The sequence below is a fragment of the Pseudarthrobacter sp. CCNWLW207 genome (assembly GCF_037203945.1).
Lineage (GTDB): Bacteria > Actinomycetota > Actinomycetes > Actinomycetales > Micrococcaceae > Arthrobacter.
This window is the reverse complement of sequence record NZ_JBBCBS010000007.1, coordinates 21,845-41,997: the sequence shown is the minus strand read 5'-3', so window position 1 is coordinate 41,997 and position 20,153 is coordinate 21,845. Positions and strand designations below refer to the sequence as shown.

Here is a 20,153-nt window from a genome sequence, read left to right as displayed (position 1 = left end):
CTCGAATAATCCGGCGAGCCCAACAACACCGCAGCGTCATCGAGGACGCCGTTGTATCGAGGGGTAACGGGACGTGGGTGGGGCCCCGTAAGTAGCGCAGGACAAATCGTTATTTTCCTGAGCTGCTTCTACGCTAGGCAGCCCCGGGAGGGCTTTTCAAACCGTGTTTCATCACCCAAATCCCACATGTCAGACATTTTATGCAAGCGCTTACATCTACCAACCGCGCGCGTGCCATAACGGTTTGGCCGAGTCAAATGTTTCGTCCGAAATACTCAACCGTGGGAAATGTCACGCCGCGGCCACCCCAGGTTCACTCAAAGTTCCGAGTGTGGCCGGGGGGAGTGCGCGTCAGGGGAAAAGCGGACGCGGGCCGCTGAAGATCCCTTCCATCCGCCAGGCATCCAACTGCCGAAGGCGGACCGCTCCCTCGGCGGACAGGCGCACGTCGGTCCCGCCGAGCGTCGGATACACCCGGGCGGTCAAAGGTTTGCCATTCGCGAAGATCTCCACGGCCGAGCGATCCACCAGGACGCGGAGCCGGAGCCTTCCACCGGGCAGGGTTACCGGACCGGACTTTTCCTCACTGTCCACCGACAGGTCCAGGCTGCTGCGGGAGCGGTCCAAGGCGAGGAACGAATCCCCACTGATCCCGGCATGGCGCCGGATTTCGATAACCGTTTCCTCGGTCCCGGCACCACCGGGACAGGCAGCCGAGCCCAGTATCCCGAGCCGGAAAACGCTCCCCGTTTCCACGTCAAGGTCAAGCTCCAGGTCCAGTTGGTTCCCGCCAACCCCGGCCAGGACCTCGCTGCCGGCCACCTCCCTCGGACCGATCCGCACGTGGTCCCGCCGAAGTGACTCGATCTCCGCCACAGGCGCAAACGCCAGTTCCCCCTGGGCGTCCAAAGTGGCCACCCGCGGCAGGCTCATCACGCCGGACCAGCCCGCCTCCACCATGGCCCCATCCGTCCGGCCCTCCTGCAGCCACCCGAACATCACGCGGCGGCCCCCATCGTCAGCGAACGACTGGGGGGCGTAGAAGTACCGGCCGCCATAATCCAGCCGGCGCAGCTGCCAGGGGCTGTACGAGTCTCCCGCGTAGCGTCCGGTCCAGTACAGCGGGTGCCGCGTGTCGCCGTCGTCCCATGCGGAAAAGACGAGTACGTCAGGTCCTGCATTCCCCTCCACCAGCGGCCCTGCAGCATCTCCAAGCACCCCGGGACCCGCGCGGAACAGGTCCACGCATTCCCACATCGTGCCTTCCCAGTCCGTGGCCGCGGGGTCGCCGGCGAAGGCGTCGCCGATGAACAGCGGCCCAATGTAGTTCCAGCTCCGGAGGTCATGGGACTCATAGAGGAAGGCCGTCCCGCCCCGGCCGCGGATGCCCGAGCCCACCAGCTGGCGCCAGCCGGAGCCTTCACGCCACACGCAATGGTCCCGGTACGCGGTGATGTCCACTCCGGTGGGAGCGCCGGAAATCACCGGGTTTTCCGGGGCTTTGGTCCAGCTGAGCAGGTCAGGTGAGCCGACGGCCACACAGGGAAGTTCACGTTCGCCCAGGCGGCCTGAATACACCAGGGTGGGCGTGCCGCCGTCGTTCACGAGCACCCCGGACCAGCAGCCGTCAGCGTCCGGCCCATCGGAGGGTTCCAGGGCCACCGGTTTGTCCGTCCAGTTGACCAGGTCCGGACTGGTGGCATGGCCCCAGAGGATGCGGTGGTGGAAGGCGCCCTCGGGGTTGTATTGGTAGAAGAGGTGGTAGGTGCCGTTCCATTGGCTCACCCCGTTGGGATCGTTGAGCCAGCCCGCCGGCGAAACAAAGTGGAAGCGGGGCCTGTGCGGATCCGCCTCGGCTCGTGCCACGAGTTCGTCCTGCGGCACGATGGCAAGGGGGTGGGACAGGCCGGTCATGCGGAAACCACTTCATCCAGGGGTTCGGTTGCCAGGGCGTGGCCCGCTGCGGCGGCCGTCGGCCGGTACAGGTGGCATCGGACCCAATGCCGATTGGCGGGATCGCCCACCTGGTGCCGCACCGGCGTGGAGGCTGAACACCGCTGCTGCGGGTCGCCGTCGTACTCGCACGACGCCGGTTCCATCACCGCCGCCCGAAGCGCCGCCCGGGCGGATGGATCGTAGGATCCGGTGCGGGCAGGGTCCGGAACTGCCGATACCAGCAGCCGGGTGTAGGGGTGCGCCGGATTCGCCAGCAAATCCAGGGACTCGCCTTCCTCCACCAGTTCACCGGCAAACATCACGGCGATGCGATCCGCGAGATAACGCGCGGAGGCGAGGTCGTGGGTGATGTACAGCATGGAGATGCCCTGCCGGTCACGGAGTCCGCGCAGCAGGTTGAGGATGCCGATCCGGACCGAGACATCCAGCATAGAGGTGGGCTCGTCGGCGAGGATTACGTCGGGTTCGACCGCCAGTGCCCGTGCGATGGCCACCCTCTGGCGCTGGCCGCCGGAGAGTTCGTGCGGGTAGGAATTGAGCATGTCCGGCGTAAGCCCCACCGTGGTCATCAGCTCCTCCAACCGGGTCTGAAGCCCCGCGGGCGTCCCGGCCTTACGGTGAAGGGTCAAGGAACGTGTGAGGAAATGTTCGATCCGGTGGACCGGGTTGAGCGAGCCGAACGGATCCTGGAACACCATTTGTACCCGTGACCGGTACTCCTTGGACGCCTGGAACCGGTCCCGCTTTAGGACGTCCGTTCCGTCCAGGAGGACCTGCCCGGCACTCGGCTTTTCCAGCCGCGCAATGCACCGGGCGAGGGTACTCTTTCCTGAGCCTGACTCCCCCACCAGGGCCACGATTTCGCCCCTGCCGATGCTGAGGTCCACCCCGCCGAGGGCACGCACCGTGGCATGGGAGAACAAGCCTCCGCTGTGGAAATCCTTGGACAGGCCTCTTACCTCAAGGGCTGGGACCTCCGGGGCTGGTGTGTCACTGTGCTTGCTCACGGGTGTGCTCCTTCGAGGGCAGGCTGGTTCTGGGCAATCCGGTCCGGGGAAACCGGGGCCACGAAATGTCCCGGCGCCTCTTCCTGGAGGTCTGCGATGTTGCTGAACTTCACGCCGTCGGCCAGGCCGGTCAGCGGCACCCGCGGCCCTGTCAGCGGTGGGAAGGCTCCCATGAGGGCTTGGGTGTACGGGTGGCGCGGGGCCGAGTGGATGTCCTTGGCCTTGGCCGTTTCAACGATCCTGCCTCCGTACATCACCGCCATCCGGTGCGATAGCTCCACCATGAGGGACATGTCGTGCGTAATGAACAGGACGGAGAAACCCAACTGGTGCTGCAGGTCCTTGATCTGGGCCATGATCTCCTGCTGCACCACTACGTCCAGGGCCGTGGTGGGCTCGTCAAGGATCAGGAGCGAGGGCTTCAGCGCCACAGCCATCGCGATGACCGCGCGCTGGCGCATCCCGCCCGAAAGCTGGTGCGGGTACGCCTTCAGCCGTGCCGGGTCGATCCGGACCAGTTCCAGGAGTTCGGCAGCCCTCCGCAGGGACTCCTGACGCGAATAGCCAGCGTGGGTGGTGTAGATATCCACGATCTGGTCGCCGATAGTCATCACCGGGTTCAGCGAGTTCATCGCCGACTGGAAAACCATGGCCACGTCCTGCCAGCGGAAACGGCGCAACTCCTCCTTGCCCATGGCCAGTACGTCCCTGCCGCCAAAGCGGATGCTTCCGCCGGCGATCTCCGCGGGGTCGCGCAGCAACCGCATGATGGTGTTGGCGATGGTGGACTTGCCGCAGCCGGATTCGCCGGCCAGGCCGAAGATTTCACCGGCGCCAATGCTGAAGGAGACGCGGTCGACAGCGGTAATGGACCTGGTGTCGCTGCGGTACTTAACGGTGAGGTCCTTGATTTCCAGGACGGGCAGGGACGAGCCAAGGGAGGTCTGGGAAACGGTCATTCCGCTGCTCGCTTTCCGGTGGGGAGGGGCTTGGTTTTCTTGATTTTCCGCAAGCGGGGGTTGGTAACCTCGTCCACCGCGTAGTTAATCAGCGCCAGCGAGAACGCCACCAGGGCGATGCACAGGCCCGATGGGACAAAAACCCACCAACTGCCCGTCAGCAGGGCCCCTTCATTTCCCGCCCAGTAGAGGTTGTTTCCCCAGGAGACAGTGCTGACGTCACCCAGCCCGAGGAATTCGAGGCCGGCCTGCGCGCCGATGCCGTAGATGATGCACGCCAGGAGTGTGCCCATCACGATCGAGGCCATGTTGGGCAGGATCTCTCCGAACATGATCCGCAGCGGCCGCTCACCCGTGACCACAGCCGCCGCCACGAAGTCCTTGGACCGGATGGACAGCGCCTGCGAACGCAACACCCGGGCGGAGCCGGCCCAGCCGGTGACCACCAGGACCAGGATGACGGTGCCAAGCCCGGGGGGAAGGAACGCGGCCAGGATCACCAGCAATGGCAGGCCTGGCAGCAGGAGGAAGACGTTGGTGGTCAGGGACAGGGCTTCGTCGATGAACTTGCCGAAGTACGCCGAAGCGAGACCCACCAGGATGCCGATAAACGTGGAGGCGAACCCCACTGTCAGGCCCACAAAAAGGGAACTGCGGGCACCGTGGATAGTGAGTGCCAGGACGTCCTGGCCCTTCGCAGTGGTCCCGAGCCAGAACTCAGCGTCCGGTTCCTGGGACGCCATTCCGGTGATCTTGGAGGGGTTATCCGGGTAAAGCACCGGTGCCAGGAGCGCCAGGGCGATGAACACCAGCAGGATGGCAGCGCCGGTCATGGCCTTTTTGTTGGTCAGCAGGCCGTGGAGCAGGCCCTGGTTGGGCCTGCGGGCCGAGCCACCGGACGGAAGTCCGGTGCCGCCGTCGGGCATTTTGCCGGTCAGCGGATCCGCCGCGCGGGTCTCGCCCGGCAGGCTGGAAGCGGTGTTTGCGATGGAAGTGGTCATGATCAGTCCTAGTTGCTGCGCACGCGCGGGTCGAGGCGGACGTAGAGGATGTCCACCAGGAAATTGGCCAGCAGCACGGCGGCCGTGATGGTCAGGAACAGGCCCTGCATGAGCGGATAGTCCAGGCCCTGTACGGCGGCCAGGAGCTGGTAGCCGACGCCGGGGTAGGCGAACACCACCTCTGTCAGGAGTGCCCCGCCCACGACGAAGCCCAGGCTCATGCCAAAGGCTGTGACGGATGGCAGCATGGCGTTGCGGGCGGCGTAGCGGAACATGATCCGGCCCGGACGCAGGCCCTTCGCCTCGGCCATGGTGATGTAGTCCTCCGCGTTGGTGGCGATCATGGTGTTGCGCATGCCCAGCATCCAGCCGCCAAGGGAGACCAGCACAATAGTGAGGGCCGGAAGCACCAGGTGCATGCCGACGTCGGACACAAACTCCCAGCTGAAGCCCGGGGTGATGGTGTCGCTGAAGGCGTGCCGGATCGGGAACCAGCCCAGCGTGACGCCGAACAGGTAAAGGGCGCCCATGGCGAGCCAGAAGTAGGGAAAGGATCCAATGAAGATCAGTAGCGGCGGAAGTGCCGAGTCAACAGCTCCCCCGCGCCGCCACGCGGCCAGGATCCCCAGCAGGTTACCCACGACGGCGGCAATCACCAGCGCGGTTCCGCCCAGCAGGAGCGTCCAGCCCACCTGTGAGCCGATCACCTCGGTGACAGGGGCCGGGAAGCGGGAGATGGAAACGCCCATCTGTCCGGTCAGCATGTTCTGGAGGTAGCCGATGTACTGCTCCCAGAGGGGCCGGTCGTCCACGCCGAGCAGCTTTCGCAGCTGCTCGATCTGTTCAGGCTGCATCCGGTCCTGGGTCCGGGCGAACATCCGGGAGACGGGATCGCCGGGCATAAAGCGCGGGAGCAGGAAATTCAGGGTGATGGACACCCAGAAGGCAATCAGGTAGAAACCCAGGCGGCGCAGGATAAAGCGCACGGTTTCCCTCCATTCGGGAATTGCGGAAAGTTTGATGGCGGGCCCGCGCTGCTGCGTTGATAGGAGCAGCGCGGGCCTCTTGGAGGTACGCGGTTTTGTACGCGCTTACTTGCGCGGTTCCAGCGAGGTCAGGACCAGGACCGTGGTAGGTGAACGTTCCGAGAGCGTCGCGTACGGGTTGTCCTCCGTGGGCCAGCCGGTGAAACGGGTGTCGTTGAAGGCGCCCCAGACCGGTCCGGAAAACAGTGGCACCAATGGCGCGGCGTCGTTGTACTCCTCCTGGAGTTTGACGGCGATGTCCTTCTGCTTGGACTCGTCGGCCTCCGCCGCGAACTCGGCCAGCAGCGCGTCTGCCTCGGCGTCCCCGAAGCGGTGGTAGTTGTCGAAGGTTTTGGTCCCCACCGGCTTGACCGTTGCGGTGCCCATGGAGGTGTTGAAGTACTTGTAAGGGCTGGGATCGTTGGCGCTCCACACGATGCCCGAGTCGAAGTCCCCCGTCTCATAGCTGGCTACCACCGCGGCCCAGTCCGGGGAATCAACCTTGGCCGTCACGCCGATCTCAGCCAGGTTCTGGGAAATGACGTTGGCCACCGACAGCCAGTCGGACGAGGAAGCTCCTACGGAGATCTTGAACTCGAAAGGCTTGCCGTCTTTCAGCGTGCGTTTGCCGTCGGCTCCCTTGGCGTAGCCGGCTTTGTCCAGCACCGCGTTGGCAGCGTCCACGTCCAGTTTGGTCCAGGTGCAGCTGTCCTTGACGTCGGCGCTCTTCCACTTTTCATAGTTGCCGGAAAGACCCGTGCAGTCGGCCGGTTTGGCGTAGCCGCTCATGCCGATCTTGGTCACCTGGTCGCGGTCCACGGCCATGCTGAGTGCCTTGCGGACGTCAACGTCGTTGAAGGGTGCCTTGGCGGTATTCAGCTGCCAGTTGATCATCGCGCCCGTGGCCGGGAACCAGTACTGGCGGTGTTCGGGGTCCTTCGAAACGAAGGTCTTCTCGATGTTGGGCATGTACTGCGGGGCCCAGTCCACGTCGCCGTTCGCGGCGGCGAGGTTGGCGCCGTCGTTCCCCGCGAAGGCGAGCATCTTGATGCCGGCGATTTTCTGCTTTTCCGGCTGCCAGTAGTTGGGGTTCTTCTTCAGCACGAAGGACTGGGCCTGGAAGCTATCCACCTCCGTGTAGGGGCCGGTGCCGACCGGTTTGGCGTTGGCGTCCTTCTCCGGATCGGCCAGCGCGGACCAGATGTGCTTGGGCAGGATAGTGAGCTGGCCCAGGTCGTAGAGGGCCGGTGACCACGGTTTGCTGAAGTTGAACTTCACCTTGTTGGTGCCCTCAGGGGCCACGTTTTCGAGGTAGTCGTAGCCGCCCTTGATCTTCTTTTGGAGTTCGAAAGTGTAAGCGATGTCCTCGGCCACCAGCGGCTGCCCGTCGGACCACTTCACACCGTCGCGCAGTGTGAAGGTGATGGACTTGCCGTCCTCCGTGGCTTGCCACTCCGTGGCGAGCCACGGAGTGGTTTCGCCATTGGCCGGGTTGAAGATCAGCAGGGACTCGTAGATCGACTGCTGCACCATGGGGTTCAGCGTGGGTGCGAACGGGTTGAAGTTCTGGACGAACGTGCCCATGTCCTCACGCGGGATAGTGAGTAAGGCGCTCTCGGACGAGCCGCCGCTGGCGCCTGTACTGCCCTGGTTGGCCGAGCAGCCCGTGAGCAGGAGGGCACCTATTGCCAGGGTGGCCGCCGTGATCCGGGCAGGCCGGAGGAATCGCTGTTGTGTCATGATGGAGTTCTCTTTCCTCTCTTCATCGCTGAAGGTGAAGGTGTGGTTGGGGTTTGCTGTTCAGTAGTTGATTTGCCGTCAGACTGAATAGCGTTCTAGCAGCGGACAGTCGACCATTTGCTGATGTGCAGTGATCGGCTGTCCTGCTGTAAGGCTTGCGAGTGTCTGGACACCCAGCGCACCCATCTCCTCGAAGGGCAACGCAACCGTGGTCAGTTTTGGCCTAAGGTAGGCCGCAATGAGTTCCTGGTTGTCGAAGCCGATCACGGCGATGTCTTGGGGGATGGCGAGCCCGCGCTCCTTAATGGCGTCATAGGCGCCCATGGCCATCCGGTCGTTGAGGCAGAACAGGGCAGTTGGCCTGCCTGCCCCCGCTTCAAATTTGTCAAGGATTTCGCAGGCGGCCTCGTAGCCGCCATCTGCCGTCGCGTGGCCCGACACGATGAGTTCAGGATCGAGTTCCAACCCTGCTTCGGCGAGTGCTTCGCGGCATCCCTCCAAGCGCCCGACAGCGGCGGGGATGTCAGGATCCAGGTTGATGACACCGATCCTGGAGTGGCCGGCCCGGAGCAAACGTTCGACGGCGACGCGGCCGCCGGCGCGTTCGTCCGGGACGATCGAGGGCAGCTTTCCATCCGCGTCGAAGCAGTTGATGAGGACGGTGGGCACCTCGTGGGCGCTTTGGGGAACGTGCACGGCCCTGTGGTAGGTAGCCGCGTAGAGAAGCCCTTCCACTCTTTGTTCCAGCAGCTTTTCAACGGCGGCATCTTCCATGCCCTGGTTGGGTCCTACGGCATCGGCCTGGTCGGAGGGGGCGATGAGCAGGAACCTGCGGTCCAGCCAGGCCTGGTCCTGGGCGCCTTTGATGATGTCGACGGCGAAGGGTGCCGTGACGATCTCAGTCACCAGTCCGTACCAGTCGCTCCGCTGCGAAGCCAGGGCCCGCGCGCCGGCGTTGGGCCGGTAGCCCAGTGTCTGGACAGCTTCGAGGATGCGGTGCTTGGTGTCTTCGGAGATGCTGGAGTTTTCCCGGTTGCTGAGGACGAAGGAAACGGCGGTTCGGGACACTCCGGCGGCCTTGGCGACGTCCGCCATGGTGACACCGCGGTTGATGGGGACCGCCGTCGTCGTTCGCCTGGCTGCGCCTGCCTCCGCAGCGGGTGCGGGTGGGGTGCTGTTCGCCATTGAATGCTCCGGAATTTCTGTCTGGGGCCGGCCTATTGACCGGCAACTTGAGTTACTAACGCGCGTTACTTGCGCCGTGTGATTTAGGTTACGCGCGTTAGTTGGGTCATGTCAACGGCTAATTTGGCCACTCCCCTCGAGACGGACTAATCCCCTTGAAACTCCAGGGGGAATTGTCCAAGCGTCGGGGAGAAGCTGCGGGGAGCGAGTACTCGGGGCCGTGGCGCCACCAAGGAGCGCAGCCGTTAAAGAAGAAAAGCACCAGTTCCGAAGAACTGATGCTTCCCAGTGGTGGCTCCGACCGGCGTCGATCCGGTGACCTTTCGATTTTCAGTCGAACGCTCTACCAACTGAGCTACAGAGCCTAGGTGACATGTCACCATGACCGCCGGAATTTCTTCTGGCAATCAGAGCGACCCTGACGGGACTTGAACCCGCGACCTCCGCCGTGACAGGGCGGCGCGCTAACCAACTGCGCTACAGGGCCTTGCATTTCTTGCTTCCGCAGTATCGCTACCGCGTTTTTTCAAGGCTTCCAGCCTACCAGACTTTTTATGCCTGCTTGACCAGTTCCTTGCGTACCCCCAACGGGATTCGAACCCGTGCCGCCGCCGTGAAAGGGCGGTGTCCTAGGCCGCTAGACGATGGGGGCCAGAACCCGTTCGGAGCAAAAAGAAAAGGCTTCGAGCCGAGGCTGTCAGTCTTTGTCCTTCGCAGTTCCTCCGAACTGGACTCTAAAACTATAGGGCCTCAGCCGGGATAATCCAAAATCGGCCCCCGCACACCTGACCAAAGCACCCGGAAGAGGCGAAGATGTACAGATGGATGCCGTCGCCGCGCTCAACGAAATTGCTTTCTGGCTGGAGCGCGAACGCGCCGCCACGTTCAAGGTCCAAGCTTTCCGGAAGGCAGCGGGAATCATCGCTGACCTGGAGCCCGCCGAACTGGAAGCGCGGGCGCACGATGGCAGGCTCAAGCGCATGAAGGGAATCGGCGACCGGACGTACGAAGTGATCCGCCAGGCCGTGAATGGCGAAGTGCCGGACTACCTGGAGGACCTGCGCCAGCGCAGCACAGGAACGCTGGCGCAGGGCGGCAACGAACTTCTCTCATCCCTCCGCGGTGATCTCCACAGCCACAGCGACTGGTCCGACGGCGGATCCCCCATCTCGCTGATGGCGGAGGCCGCGCAGGTGCTGGGTCGGGAGTACCTGGCGCTCACTGACCACTCCCCCAACCTCAAGGTTGCCAACGGGCTCAGTGCTGAACGCCTCACTGAGCAACTCGACGTGGTGGCCGCGATCAACGCCGGCACGGGCAAAAACGGCTTCACCCTCCTCGCCGGAATCGAGGTGGACATCCTGGAGAATGGTGAGCTGGACCAGGCTCCCGAAATGCTGGACCGGCTGGACATTGTGGTGGCCAGTGTCCATTCAAAACTGCGGTCGGACCGGAGCACCATGACCCGGCGCATGCTGGCGGGCATCCGCGATCCACACACGAACGTGTTGGGCCACTGCACCGGCCGCCTGGTGGAAGGATCGCGCGGGACACGTCCGCAGTCAGAGTTCGACGCCAAGAAGGTGTTCGCCGCTTGTGCAGAAAACAACGTGGCCGTGGAGATCAACTCGCGGCCGGAGCGGCAGGATCCGCCGGACGACCTGATCCAGCTCGCCCTCGACGCCGGTTGCCTGTTCTCCATTGACAGCGACGCGCACGCCCCCGGGCAGCTGGACTTCCTGCAGTACGGCGCGGCTCGGGCGGCCAGCAACGGCGTTCCAGCCGAGCGCATCATTACCACCTGGCCGCTGGACCGGGTTCTGGAGTGGGCCCGGACGGCCTGAAAGGCAGCCACTCCGCTACTTCACGGCGTCGGCAAGTTTCTGCCGGAACTCCTGCTTGGTGCTAAGGGCGAGTTTTTCGCCGTCGAGGAAAAACGTGGGCGTACCGGTCACGCCCAAGGCAATTCCGTCCGTGATGTCAGCCCGGATGCGTTGCTTGGTTTTGTCGTCCGCGACGGCGGCATCGAATGCGGCCAGGTCCAGTCCCAGTTCCGCGGCGAACGTCCTGAAATGGGGCGCCTGGGATTCGGGGTTTCCATGCCACTGGTCCTGGGTTTCGAACAACTTGGCCTGCATCGCTGCGAACTTGCCCTGCTGTGCCGCGGCTTCAACTGCGAGGGCAGCTTGTCCTGAGTTCGGGTGCGATGACAAGGGAAAGTACCGGTTGACGAAGGTGATCCTGTCGCCGAATTCCTCTTTGAGTTCTTCCACAAAGGGATGGATGGAGCGGCAGGCCTCGCACTCGAAGTCCAGGAACTCCACGAGCTGCGCCTTTTCCACGGCCGGAGTGGTGAGCCGGTGGCTGTCAGTCCGGACAAGCTGTTCGCTGCCGGCCTCCCCGTTGCCGGCCACCGGCGGATCCTGCGACGGCTTGTTCGTTGTCATCACCGCGTACCAGGCCGCGCCTCCAACCACGATGACGGCCAGCAGGATCCAGATGACAAGGCGTATTCGCTTAGCGGTGTCCGGCGACGATGTTGCAGCTGAGACCATGAAACGCATCCTAATCGAGGCCCCAGCCATCCCCGCGCGCGCCTTTGGCAGGAACTCGACTAGACGTGGCCGATTTCCGCCAGCCGCGGTTATCGTGACGCGGCTAGATTGGGCAGCATGGCAACCACCTCCCGCACCAACTCTGAGACCTCAGCGACGCCTTCTGCCTCCCCCAGCCGCATCAACGCCCTCGGCATCGCGGCCGTGGCCGTCACCGTGGTGCTTTGGGCGTCGGCGTTCGTGGGCATCCGGGCGATCGGCCCCACATTTTCCCCCGGCTCCCTGACGCTGGGCAGGCTGGCGGTTGCCGCCGTCGTGCTTGGCGCCGTGGTGCTGCCGCAGCTGCTGAAGTCCAGGAAGCTGCCGCAAGGGCGGGAGTGGTGGCCGATCCTGGCCTACGGCGTGATGTGGTTCGGCGGCTACAACGTTGCCCTGAACGCCGCCGAGCACCTGCTGGACGCCGGCACCAGCGCCATGCTGATCAACGTCTCTCCCATTCTCATTGCCGTTCTCGCCGGCGTCTTCCTCAAGGAAGGCTTCCCGCGGTGGCTGATTATCGGCAGTCTCGTGGCGTTCTGCGGCGTGGCGCTGATCGCGTTTGGCTCGGGTTCAGGTTCGGGTTCAGGGGACGGTCCGACGACGGACGTTGCGGGAGTGCTGCTCTGCCTCCTGGCCGCCGTGCTCGCCGCCGTCAGCGTCATCATCCAGAAGCCGGTGCTCCGGAAATTCCCGGCCGGCCAGGCCACGTTGTTCGGAATCCTGGTGGGAGCCGCTTGCTGCCTGCCGTTCACCGGGCAGCTCGTCTCAGAGCTGCAGTCTGCCCCGCTTCCGGCAACCCTGGGGCTGCTCTACCTGGGCGTTTTCCCCACAGCCATCGCCTTCACCACCTGGGCGTATGCGCTGTCGCTGATCGACGCCGGCAAACTCGCCGCCACTACCTACCTGGTGCCGGGGGCCACGATCCTAATCTCGTGGTTGGTGCTCAGCGAAATCCCCACGATCTGGGGGCTCGTGGGAGGCGTGGTCTGCCTGGTGGGCGTGGGCCTCACGAGGCGCCGGTCCCGCGGACCCCGCAACGCTGCCTAGGGGTTTCCCGCTAGAGTCGGAGTATGCCCGCACACCTCCCGCCCGGACTTCCCATCATCCCGGACGGCCCGCAGGAGACCCCTCCGTTCTCAATGTCCGACGACGAATTTGAGTCAGCGGTCAGCGACGCCCTGAACCGGATCCCGCCCAAGATCGCCCAGGCCATGGACAACGTGGCGGTCTTCATCGACGACGACTACGTTCCCGGGCCCGATGAGGATCCGGACACTGTCCTGCTGGGACTCTACGAGGGAGTCCCCCTGACGGAGCGCGACTCCTGGTGGGACGCCGGTTCCCTGCCGGACCGGATCACGATCTTCCGCCAGCCCATCCTGGACATCTGTGAGTCGCGCGACGAGGTGGTCGAAGAGGTGGCTGTGACCGTCATCCACGAAATTGCCCACCACTTCGGCATCGACGACGAGCGGCTGCATGAACTCGGGTGGGATTAGCGGTCCCATGTTTGAGTAGCCCACGGACTAGCCTTGTAGGCATGGGACACGACCACCACCATTCGCACGGGATGACCGCAACAGGCCGGCACCGCAAACGGCTGATTGCTGTCTTGGCCATAACGTTGGCTGTGGTGATGGTCCAGGTGGTGGGTGCGGCCCTGTCCGGATCGCTGGCGCTGCTGGCAGATGCCGGCCACATGCTCTCTGACGCGGCAGGGGTGACTATCGCGCTGCTGGCCGCCTGGATTGCGGGCCGCCCCGCGAGCGACCAGCGGACCTATGGCTACCAGCGCGCCGAAGTCCTGGCAGCGCTGGCAAATGCCCTGATCCTGATTGTGATTTCCGTCGTCATCTTCTCCGAAGCCATCAGGCGTATTGGATCGACGCCCGAGGTCCAAACCGGAATCATGCTCTTCGCTGCAATCCTGGGCATGGTGGCCAACGTGGTGTCCCTGGTGATCCTGCAAGGTGGGCACAAGGAAAGCCTGAACGTCCGGGGCGCCTACCTGGAGGTGCTCGGGGACCTGCTCGGGTCCATCGCCGTCATCGTCGCGGCAGTGGTCATCCTGCTCACCGGCTATCAAGCCGCGGACACCATAGCCTCAGTGGTGATCGCCCTGATGATCCTGCCCCGAGCATGGACCCTGCTGCGTGACGTGGTGGATGTCCTCCTTGAAGCAACCCCGAAAGGGGTTGAGGTGAAAATGATCCGCGAGCACATTCTTTCGGTTGACGGCGTGTCCGACGTCCACGACATCCACATCTGGACCATCACCTCGGGGGTGCCGGTATTTTCGGCGCACGTTGTGGTGGAGGACGGGGTTCTCAACGCCCGCGGCGCGGACCAACTGCTGGACAAGCTGACCACATGCCTTGGTTCCCACTTCGATACCGAGCACTGCACGTTCCAACTTGAACCTGCCAGCCATTCGGAGCACGAGTCGCAGCAGCACGCCTAGCTTCCCGGCGGCGCGCGGCCCGGGCCGGTGGCAGACGGCATCGCGATCCAGGAAAACACACGGCTCATGGACAGACGGGGCCTGTGCAGATGGTCAGCGGGGGCCGCGAACCCAGACCCAGCGACGGTGGCTTCCGGCAGCCCACCAGCGTCCTGAACCCACCCGCACCTGCCTGACACCGAACCAGCGGGCCGGGATCCGGCGGCCGTCCGGCGCAGGCGAGGTGTCCATCCGCAGCATCAATGCTTCACGGGTAGCCGCTTTGGGCAGCCGGCCTTCATGATCCAGGAAATCAACCAGCGCGGCGCCGTCGGCAAAGGAGCCAACCCGCGGCCGGGGCGGGTGCGAAAGATGCCAGTTGAAATACAGCTCCCAAAGCGTGGGGTCTGAGCGGACTTCGGCCGCCAGTGCCGGAAAATGCTGCCCGATGCCGCCGAGCCGTTTCCTGGCCAGGCCCAGCCTGACAGCGGCCAACCGTTGGGGATCAAATCCGTCGGGAACAGGACCGTGGGCCACCAGCGCGGCCACCAGCTCCTGTTGCCGCGCGGCAAGCACGGAACGTGCCACGGACAGCCCGGGTTCGGCGTCGGGAGCGCTGCCTGTCGTGGATTCCGCCGGTCCCATCAGCCGGCGCCCCGTGCTGCAGCCCCAGGCGTGACGCGTGGCATGCCCGCGGCATCCGCAATCGAGTCCAACTCGGCGAAGAAGGCCGGTTCGGGCGGGAAGTTGCCGTCGCGCTCCAACATCAGCGGCAGCGGACCTGCCACGCGAACGAGTTCTGCGGCCAGCTCCAGCACTTCCACGGGCACCGGTTCCTGGTGGGTGTCCTGGTAGAGCCCATCCAGCACCTGTCCCCCGGCAATGTGGCAGTAGGCAATCCGCTCGAGCGGAAATTCAAGGAGTGCGGCCAAAGGCTCGCGCCCATTGTTGACAGCGTTGGCGTAGACGTTGGCCACATCGAGCACCAGGAGCGCACTGGTGCGGTCCAGCAACTCTGACAGGAACCGGCCTTCGGTCATGGAGTTATCCGGCCATTCCGCCAGCGCCGCGATGGGCTCGAGGGCCAGCGGAACGCCAAGGCCGGCTTGCGCCTGGCGGACATTCGCGGCCAGCACGAGCAGTGAGTCCTGGTTCCGCGGTACGGGAAGCAGGTGTCCGGCTTCGAGGAGGTCTGCGTGCGGTGCGCCGGCAGGGACCTCGCCGCCGGACCGAACAAAGGCAATGTGTTCACTGACAAGGGGGGCATTGATTGCTTCGCCCGCCGACCTCAGGTGCGCGAGCCGGGTCTGGTCCACCTCGGCGGCTGACCCAAGGGACAGCGAGATTCCGTGTGCGACGGCGGTCAGGCCACCGTCGATCAGCTCCTGCAGGGGTGCCGGGACGTCAATGCCGTGGCCATGATCGTGCAGGTTTTCGGCCACTACCTCGGCAAAGGAAAGGCCGGTCAGGCGCGCAATGGGTCCGGCCAGCCCCGACCGCCAGCCAATGCCCAGGCCAGGCGAAAGCAGGCCACCGCTACCCACCACAACCGCCGCCGCCGCAGCTTCCGCCACCGCTGCAGGAGGAGCTGCCGCCGCTGCCCGACGATGAGGATGAAGACGTAGAGACCGGATCCCCATAGTACGTTCCGCCGCTGGCACCAGCCCCGGCGGCGGGAACGCCCATGGCCGAAGCGTAGGCGGGCGCGGCCGTCCACAGGCCGGCGGCGCCAAAGAGCGCCGCCCCCAGTGCAAGCCGGAAGGGGGCAACACCGGCGTAACCGGCCGTCTTGTCCGGCCGGAGGTCCTGGTTCTCCCGCCGCAGTTCACGGAGAACTTGGATCCCCGGCTGGGTGATGGCGGGGATCTTCGCCGTGAGGACAACAAAGGCGAAAATGCCTGCCATGACTGCGCCCACCAGGTTGACGAAGTCCCGGCCGTTGAGCATGCCGGCGATGATGCGCACCACTCCCAGCGCCAAAAGCAGCATGATGGCCCATTTCAGGGCCTTCAGGACGAGCATCACCCCGCGGCCGCGGACCAGCCCGAGCCGGGCAAGACGCCGGTGGCGGTCGCGAAGCTGGCCCTGGACAGACGCCTCTGCCATGCATGATTTGGGCGTGGACCCGGGGTACCTGGCCGTCCCGGCGACAGCCTGGAGCAGGGGGTCTTGCCAGTTGGCGTCCAGGAAGCGGCGTTCCTCCGTTGAAGGCTGCCCGCTGCTTTGGTGGGTCCAGACCCAATGGCTGACGGAGACAGCATGGAACGGACCGCCGCTAAGGTAGGCCAGGTCCAGCGGCGCGAGGGTATGCGGATCGACCTTCCGGTAGAGGGGAAGAAGCCCGCCGGTGAACAGCCGAAGCAGAAAGACGGACGCTGCCAGCAAACACCCCGCCGTCAGGTACCACCCCAAAAAGTCAGGACCCTCGATTCCCCATGTCGGTTCCATGCCCAGTTCCCCCCGTTACTCGTCCTGCCACCAATGCTACGGTCCCGGTGCCGCGGTAGGACATGGCGTGAACTCCCCATGTGGACAACCGGCATCATCCACGACACGCCGCCACGAAATGCACTCGCAGGCCCCGCTTGTTGTTTATGTTATTGATGTGACCAGTGTTGCCAAAGTGCAATGGCTCACGTAGCCTCTGAATGCTGAGGGATCGGCAGAGGGGCACTGAGTGCCGTCCACCAGGCCTCGCTCCCCAGCCCAACGATGCTGCGAGGTTCTGCGAATGGCTTCACCCGGATCCGGTCCGAAGACCGCCCTGCTTGGCCTCGCCGTCGTACTTCTTGCAGGCATCCCGGCTCCGGCCCATGCTGTCCCTGCACTGCCGGCCCATACGGTTGCGCTGCCCGCAGCCGCGTTGCCGGCTGCCCGGGTGCCGGGAACGCCGGAGGTCCCCTCTCCTGAAGACATCGCTGCGGCAAAAGCCAGTGAAAGCGCGACGGCGGACCAGGTCACCGCCATTGAGCGCCTCCTGGCCGACGCCGCCCGTGCCCAGGCGGTCACCTTCGCCGCAGCGATGCAGGCAAACAACACCTACAGCGACGCGCTCGTGGAACTTCAGTCGCGGCAAGCAACCGCCGAAGCCGCCACCGCCCGGGCGAAGTCCGCAGGGCTGGAGCAAGACAAGACCCGCAAGCAGGTGGGGCAACTGGCCGGGGACCTCTACCGCAACGGCGGCATGAACCCTGCCCTTACCACGTTCGTCACGGGCGGCGGGGACGTCCTGGGGCAGGCTGCGACCCTTGAAGCCATCTCGGCAAGCCGGAGCCGTGCGTTCGAATCCGCGGCGAACGCGGCGTCGGCGGCCACGTCGCTGACGGAAGCGGCCCAGGACGCCAACAGGGCAGCAGACGATGCAGCCCGGAACGCCGAGGCCCGCAAGACCGAGGCCGAGCAGGCCAACGCCGCCCAAGCCAAGACTGTGGCCGATGCAGCCGCACAGCGGACGGTCCTGGTGGACCAGCTTGCCCAGTTGCGAAACACTACGGTGGCCCTCGAATCGGCCCGGGTTGACGCACTGGACCGGCAGCGTGAGGAGGCAAGGCTCGCTGCCCTCAGCGCCGAGGCCGACCGGGCTGCCGCCGAACAGGCTGCGGCTGAGCAGGCTCCTGCCCGACAGGCCTCAGCAGGCAACATACCGGCCGCACCCGCAGCGCCCGCACCTGCTCCAGCGCCCGCAGCGCCGGCGCCCGCTCCAGCTCCAGCGCCGGCACCTGCTCCCGCACCAGCACCAGCGCCCGCTCCAGCGCCGGCACCTGCTCCCGCACCAGCGCCCGCCCCAGCGCCCGCCCCAGCACCAGCGCCCTCACAAGGCGGCTCCAACGAAACCGCCATCTCGGTGGCCATGACCAAGGTTGGTGCACCGTTCTACTACCAGTGGGGCGGCACCGGCCCGTACGGCTTTGACTGCTCAGGCCTGGTCCAGACGTCTTTCGCCGCGGCCGGCAAGTACCTCCCACGCACGGCCGCGCAGCAGTACGCTTCGGCGCCGGTCCATGTCCCGATTTCGCAGGCCCAGCGCGGTGACCTGCTCGTGTGGGGCTCCGCGCCGAACTTCTATCACGTAGCCATCTACCTCGGAAACGGCCAGGTGGTGCAGGCGCTCAACCCGCAGGAAGGGATCGGCGTCACCTCACTGAGCAGTATGGCCGCCATGCAGTTGTACCCGTACGCAGCCCGCTACTGACGCCACGGGTGACTGACGCGACATGTGCTGGCCGCACCGGATTGGCACACTGGGCAGCGAACCTCAGGACAGGACGTCCTTGGTGACGAACCTGCCGTAGGCGAGCGCGCCGAACACGGCCACGTAGCCTGCCTGCAGCAGCGCATTGCTGGCAAAGGAATCCCACAGCACCGGCTGCCGCAGCAGGTCCCCAAATCCAAGCCAGTAATGGCTGAACAGCCATGGATGCAGCCATTCCAGCTGGGGCAACTGGTCCAGGACCTGGGACACCACTGACAGGACCACTGTGGCGGCCATCGCCCCCACCGGGACAACAGTCAGCGTGGACAGGAAAAGGCCGATCGCTGACAGCCCTGCCAGCGACACCGCCAGGTATGCCGCGATCAGTACCAGGCGGAGGGCAGCTTCCGGCGGCTGGACCACGTCGCCGGACAGCAGGGTGACCGGCCCAATGGGAAACAGCGACGCACCAATGGCTGCCCCAGCCAACGCAACCGTGACAGGCGCCGCCAGGCAAAAAGCCAGCGCGCCGGCATACTTCACCAGCAAAAGCCTCACTCGGCCAGCCGGTGCCACCAGCAAGTACCGGAGCGTACCCAGGCTCGCCTCCCCGGCGATGGTATCCCCGGCAACCACCCCCACGGTGAGGGGAAGGAACAACGGGACGGACACCAGCATCGCGGTGACCGCCACAAAGAGTCCGTTCTGGGCAATCCGGTCCAGGAAGGCGGGCCCCCGGCCCGCCGGGACGCTGGATGAGATCCGGACCGCGACGGCGATCAGCACCGGAATCGCGGCCAGCGCCAGGAGCAGGGCCCAGGTTCGGCGGCGCCTGAAGAGGACACCCAGTTCGGAACCCAGGAGTGGGATGCTGGACGCGGCGCGGTCCGGTGCGGTGAGGCCTTCGGAGACTCCGCGGACCTGACGGCCGGACTGTCGCCGCGGCAGCCTGTTGGGCAACTCGCCGGGCACGCTACTGGGCAACGTCAAACCCCTCCCCCGTCAGCGCCACGAAACGGTCTTCGAGGCTCTCGCGCTCAACCGAAAATCCGCGCACCCGCACCCCGGCCTCCACCAGCCGGGCAACGATCTCCTCCGGTGCCAGCGCACCGGACAACTCAGCACCGGACACTTCTGCGCCGGACACTTCTGCACCGGACACTTCTGCACCGGGCCCGTCACCACCGGGCCCTGCCGTGAACGTTCGGCCTGCCGTGACCGCCGTCGTTGCGGTGACCACCTCCCCGTCGGCTTCGGGGCTGCCAGCCACGGGAGTCATCCCCAGCCGAGCCAGGACACCAAAGGCGGTCCCGGCGTCGGGCGTTAACAGGCGGATCCTGGCTTCGCCAGCCTGCCGAAGTTCCGAGAGCGGGCCCTGGGCAACGAGGCGGCCGGTACTCATTATGGCGGCGTGCGTACAAATTTGTTCCACTTCGGCCAGGAGGTGGCTGGAAACGAACACGGTGGCGCCGTCGGCGGCCAGCGAGCGGACCAGGTTCCGCACTTCCCGGGTGCCCTGCGGGTCCAGCCCGTTGGTGGGCTCGTCCAAAACCAGGAGTTCGCGCGGGGACAGCAGGGCGTTCGCTATCCCGAGGCGCTGCTTCATGCCGAGCGAGTAGGCATGGACCCGTTTGCCGGCAGCATGTGACAGGCCAACCCGCTCCAGCGCCTCACCCACCCGGGCCCTGCGCGTGGCAGGGCGCGCGTGGCGGCTCGCGGCGTCCAGCCGGTGCAGGTTCGCGGCCCCGGACAGGAACGGATAAAACGCCGGCCCCTCCACGAGGGCTCCCACCCGCGGCAGGACTTCATGAAGCCGGTTCGGCATGTCGAGCCCCAGGACGCTGACGGTGCCGGCCGACGCCGCCGCGAGGCCGAGCATCATGCGGATGGTGGTGGTTTTTCCGGAACCGTTCGGCCCCAGGAAACCAAACACTGAACCTTGGGGCACCGCCAGATTGACGCCGTCGACTGCGACCTGGTGGCCGAACCGCTTGGTCAGGCCCTGCGTTTCGATGGTCAACCCGGCTGTGCCTTTTCCGGCCCCCGCCCCGGTT

18 protein-coding genes and 3 tRNA genes are annotated in these 20,153 nt (G+C 65.3%); 5 read left to right on the top strand and 16 right to left on the bottom strand.

Annotation, left to right across the window (positions count from 1 at the left end; translation table 11 throughout):
• Window positions 1-351: 351 nt before the first annotated feature.
• The 10 genes from V9L17_RS13485 to V9L17_RS13440 all read right to left on the bottom strand — a co-directional run bounded on the left by V9L17_RS13485 (window position 352) and on the right by V9L17_RS13440 (window position 9,525).
• Window positions 352-1,914 (bottom strand): glycoside hydrolase family 32 protein, encoded by a 1,563-nt coding sequence (locus V9L17_RS13485; RefSeq protein WP_337351803.1) that lies wholly within the window; start codon window positions 1,912-1,914, stop codon window positions 352-354.
• Window positions 1,911-2,963 carry an ABC transporter ATP-binding protein gene (locus tag V9L17_RS13480; protein WP_337351802.1) on the bottom strand — a complete coding sequence of 351 codons (1,053 nt, stop codon included), beginning with the start codon at window positions 2,961-2,963 and terminating at the stop codon, window positions 1,911-1,913. The genes V9L17_RS13485 and V9L17_RS13480 overlap by 4 nt, the downstream gene beginning before the upstream one ends.
• The gene (locus V9L17_RS13475) at window positions 2,960-3,922 is read right to left on the bottom strand and encodes an ABC transporter ATP-binding protein (RefSeq protein ID WP_337351801.1); all 963 of its coding nucleotides are present in this window, start codon (window positions 3,920-3,922) and stop codon (window positions 2,960-2,962) included. The genes V9L17_RS13480 and V9L17_RS13475 overlap by 4 nt, the downstream gene beginning before the upstream one ends.
• Window positions 3,919-4,848: an ABC transporter permease gene (locus V9L17_RS13470; protein WP_337347125.1), complete on the bottom strand. Its 930-nt coding sequence runs from the start codon at window positions 4,846-4,848 to the stop codon at window positions 3,919-3,921. The genes V9L17_RS13475 and V9L17_RS13470 overlap by 4 nt, the downstream gene beginning before the upstream one ends.
• A gap of 83 nt (window positions 4,849-4,931) precedes the next feature.
• Window positions 4,932-5,909: an ABC transporter permease gene (locus V9L17_RS13465; RefSeq protein WP_337347047.1), complete on the bottom strand. Its 978-nt coding sequence runs from the start codon at window positions 5,907-5,909 to the stop codon at window positions 4,932-4,934.
• Between the two features lie 105 nt (window positions 5,910-6,014).
• Window positions 6,015-7,688 carry an ABC transporter substrate-binding protein gene (locus V9L17_RS13460; RefSeq protein WP_337351800.1) on the bottom strand — a complete coding sequence of 558 codons (1,674 nt, stop codon included), beginning with the start codon at window positions 7,686-7,688 and terminating at the stop codon, window positions 6,015-6,017.
• Window positions 7,689-7,766: 78 nt separating this feature from the next.
• Window positions 7,767-8,873, bottom strand: a complete 1,107-nt coding sequence (locus tag V9L17_RS13455) for a LacI family DNA-binding transcriptional regulator (protein ID WP_337351799.1) — start codon at window positions 8,871-8,873, stop codon at window positions 7,767-7,769.
• A gap of 289 nt (window positions 8,874-9,162) precedes the next feature.
• Window positions 9,163-9,238, bottom strand: a tRNA-Phe gene (locus tag V9L17_RS13450).
• A 48-nt stretch (window positions 9,239-9,286) separates the two neighbouring features.
• Window positions 9,287-9,360: transfer RNA gene (locus V9L17_RS13445), tRNA-Asp, on the bottom strand.
• A gap of 92 nt (window positions 9,361-9,452) precedes the next feature.
• A tRNA-Glu gene (locus tag V9L17_RS13440) sits at window positions 9,453-9,525 on the bottom strand.
• Window positions 9,526-9,694: 169 nt separating this feature from the next.
• Between V9L17_RS13440 and V9L17_RS13435 the strand changes: the two genes are divergently transcribed.
• Window positions 9,695-10,717 (top strand): PHP domain-containing protein, encoded by a 1,023-nt coding sequence (locus tag V9L17_RS13435; protein WP_337351798.1) that lies wholly within the window; start codon window positions 9,695-9,697, stop codon window positions 10,715-10,717.
• A gap of 15 nt (window positions 10,718-10,732) precedes the next feature.
• Here V9L17_RS13435 and V9L17_RS13430 read toward each other — a convergent pair whose 3' ends face one another.
• The gene (locus tag V9L17_RS13430) at window positions 10,733-11,428 is read right to left on the bottom strand and encodes a DsbA family protein (protein WP_337351797.1); all 696 of its coding nucleotides are present in this window, start codon (window positions 11,426-11,428) and stop codon (window positions 10,733-10,735) included.
• 117 nt (window positions 11,429-11,545) lie between these two features.
• On the opposite strand from V9L17_RS13430, the gene V9L17_RS13425 reads away from it, so the two are divergent.
• The 3 genes from V9L17_RS13425 to V9L17_RS13415 are packed head-to-tail and all read left to right on the top strand — an operon-like array spanning window position 11,546 to window position 13,928.
• Entirely contained in the window at window positions 11,546-12,514 is a 969-nt protein-coding gene (locus V9L17_RS13425; protein ID WP_337351796.1) for a DMT family transporter, read from the top strand.
• A 23-nt stretch (window positions 12,515-12,537) separates the two neighbouring features.
• A complete protein-coding gene (locus V9L17_RS13420) occupies window positions 12,538-12,966 on the top strand; it encodes a metallopeptidase family protein (RefSeq protein WP_337347095.1) in 429 nt (142 codons plus the stop codon).
• 41 nt (window positions 12,967-13,007) lie between these two features.
• Window positions 13,008-13,928, top strand: a complete 921-nt coding sequence (locus tag V9L17_RS13415) for a cation diffusion facilitator family transporter (RefSeq protein WP_337351795.1) — start codon at window positions 13,008-13,010, stop codon at window positions 13,926-13,928.
• A gap of 93 nt (window positions 13,929-14,021) precedes the next feature.
• Here the strand turns inward: V9L17_RS13415 and V9L17_RS13410 are convergent, their stop codons facing one another.
• The 3 genes from V9L17_RS13410 to V9L17_RS13400 are packed head-to-tail and all read right to left on the bottom strand — an operon-like array spanning window position 14,022 to window position 16,355.
• Window positions 14,022-14,552: a hypothetical protein gene (locus tag V9L17_RS13410; protein WP_337351794.1), complete on the bottom strand. Its 531-nt coding sequence runs from the start codon at window positions 14,550-14,552 to the stop codon at window positions 14,022-14,024.
• Complete coding sequence (locus V9L17_RS13405; RefSeq protein WP_337351793.1) at window positions 14,552-15,481, bottom strand: DUF692 domain-containing protein; 930 nt, start codon at window positions 15,479-15,481, stop codon at window positions 14,552-14,554. Before V9L17_RS13405 ends, V9L17_RS13410 begins: the two co-directional genes overlap by 1 nt.
• Window positions 15,444-16,355 (bottom strand): TIGR04222 domain-containing membrane protein, encoded by a 912-nt coding sequence (locus V9L17_RS13400; RefSeq protein WP_337347099.1) that lies wholly within the window; start codon window positions 16,353-16,355, stop codon window positions 15,444-15,446. Before V9L17_RS13400 ends, V9L17_RS13405 begins: the two co-directional genes overlap by 38 nt.
• Before the next feature lie 283 nt (window positions 16,356-16,638).
• Between V9L17_RS13400 and V9L17_RS13395 the strand changes: the two genes are divergently transcribed.
• On the top strand, window positions 16,639-18,099 hold the full coding sequence (locus V9L17_RS13395) for a C40 family peptidase (RefSeq protein ID WP_337351792.1): 1,461 nt from the start codon (window positions 16,639-16,641) through the stop codon (window positions 18,097-18,099).
• Window positions 18,100-18,162: 63 nt separating this feature from the next.
• Here the strand turns inward: V9L17_RS13395 and V9L17_RS13390 are convergent, their stop codons facing one another.
• Together V9L17_RS13390 and V9L17_RS13385 are read right to left on the bottom strand one after the other, a co-directional pair.
• Window positions 18,163-18,969 (bottom strand): ABC transporter permease, encoded by an 807-nt coding sequence (locus V9L17_RS13390; RefSeq protein ID WP_337351964.1) that lies wholly within the window; start codon window positions 18,967-18,969, stop codon window positions 18,163-18,165.
• A gap of 103 nt (window positions 18,970-19,072) precedes the next feature.
• A complete protein-coding gene (locus V9L17_RS13385) occupies window positions 19,073-20,119 on the bottom strand; it encodes an ABC transporter ATP-binding protein (RefSeq protein ID WP_337351791.1) in 1,047 nt (348 codons plus the stop codon).
• Window positions 20,120-20,153: the final 34 nt, after the last annotated feature.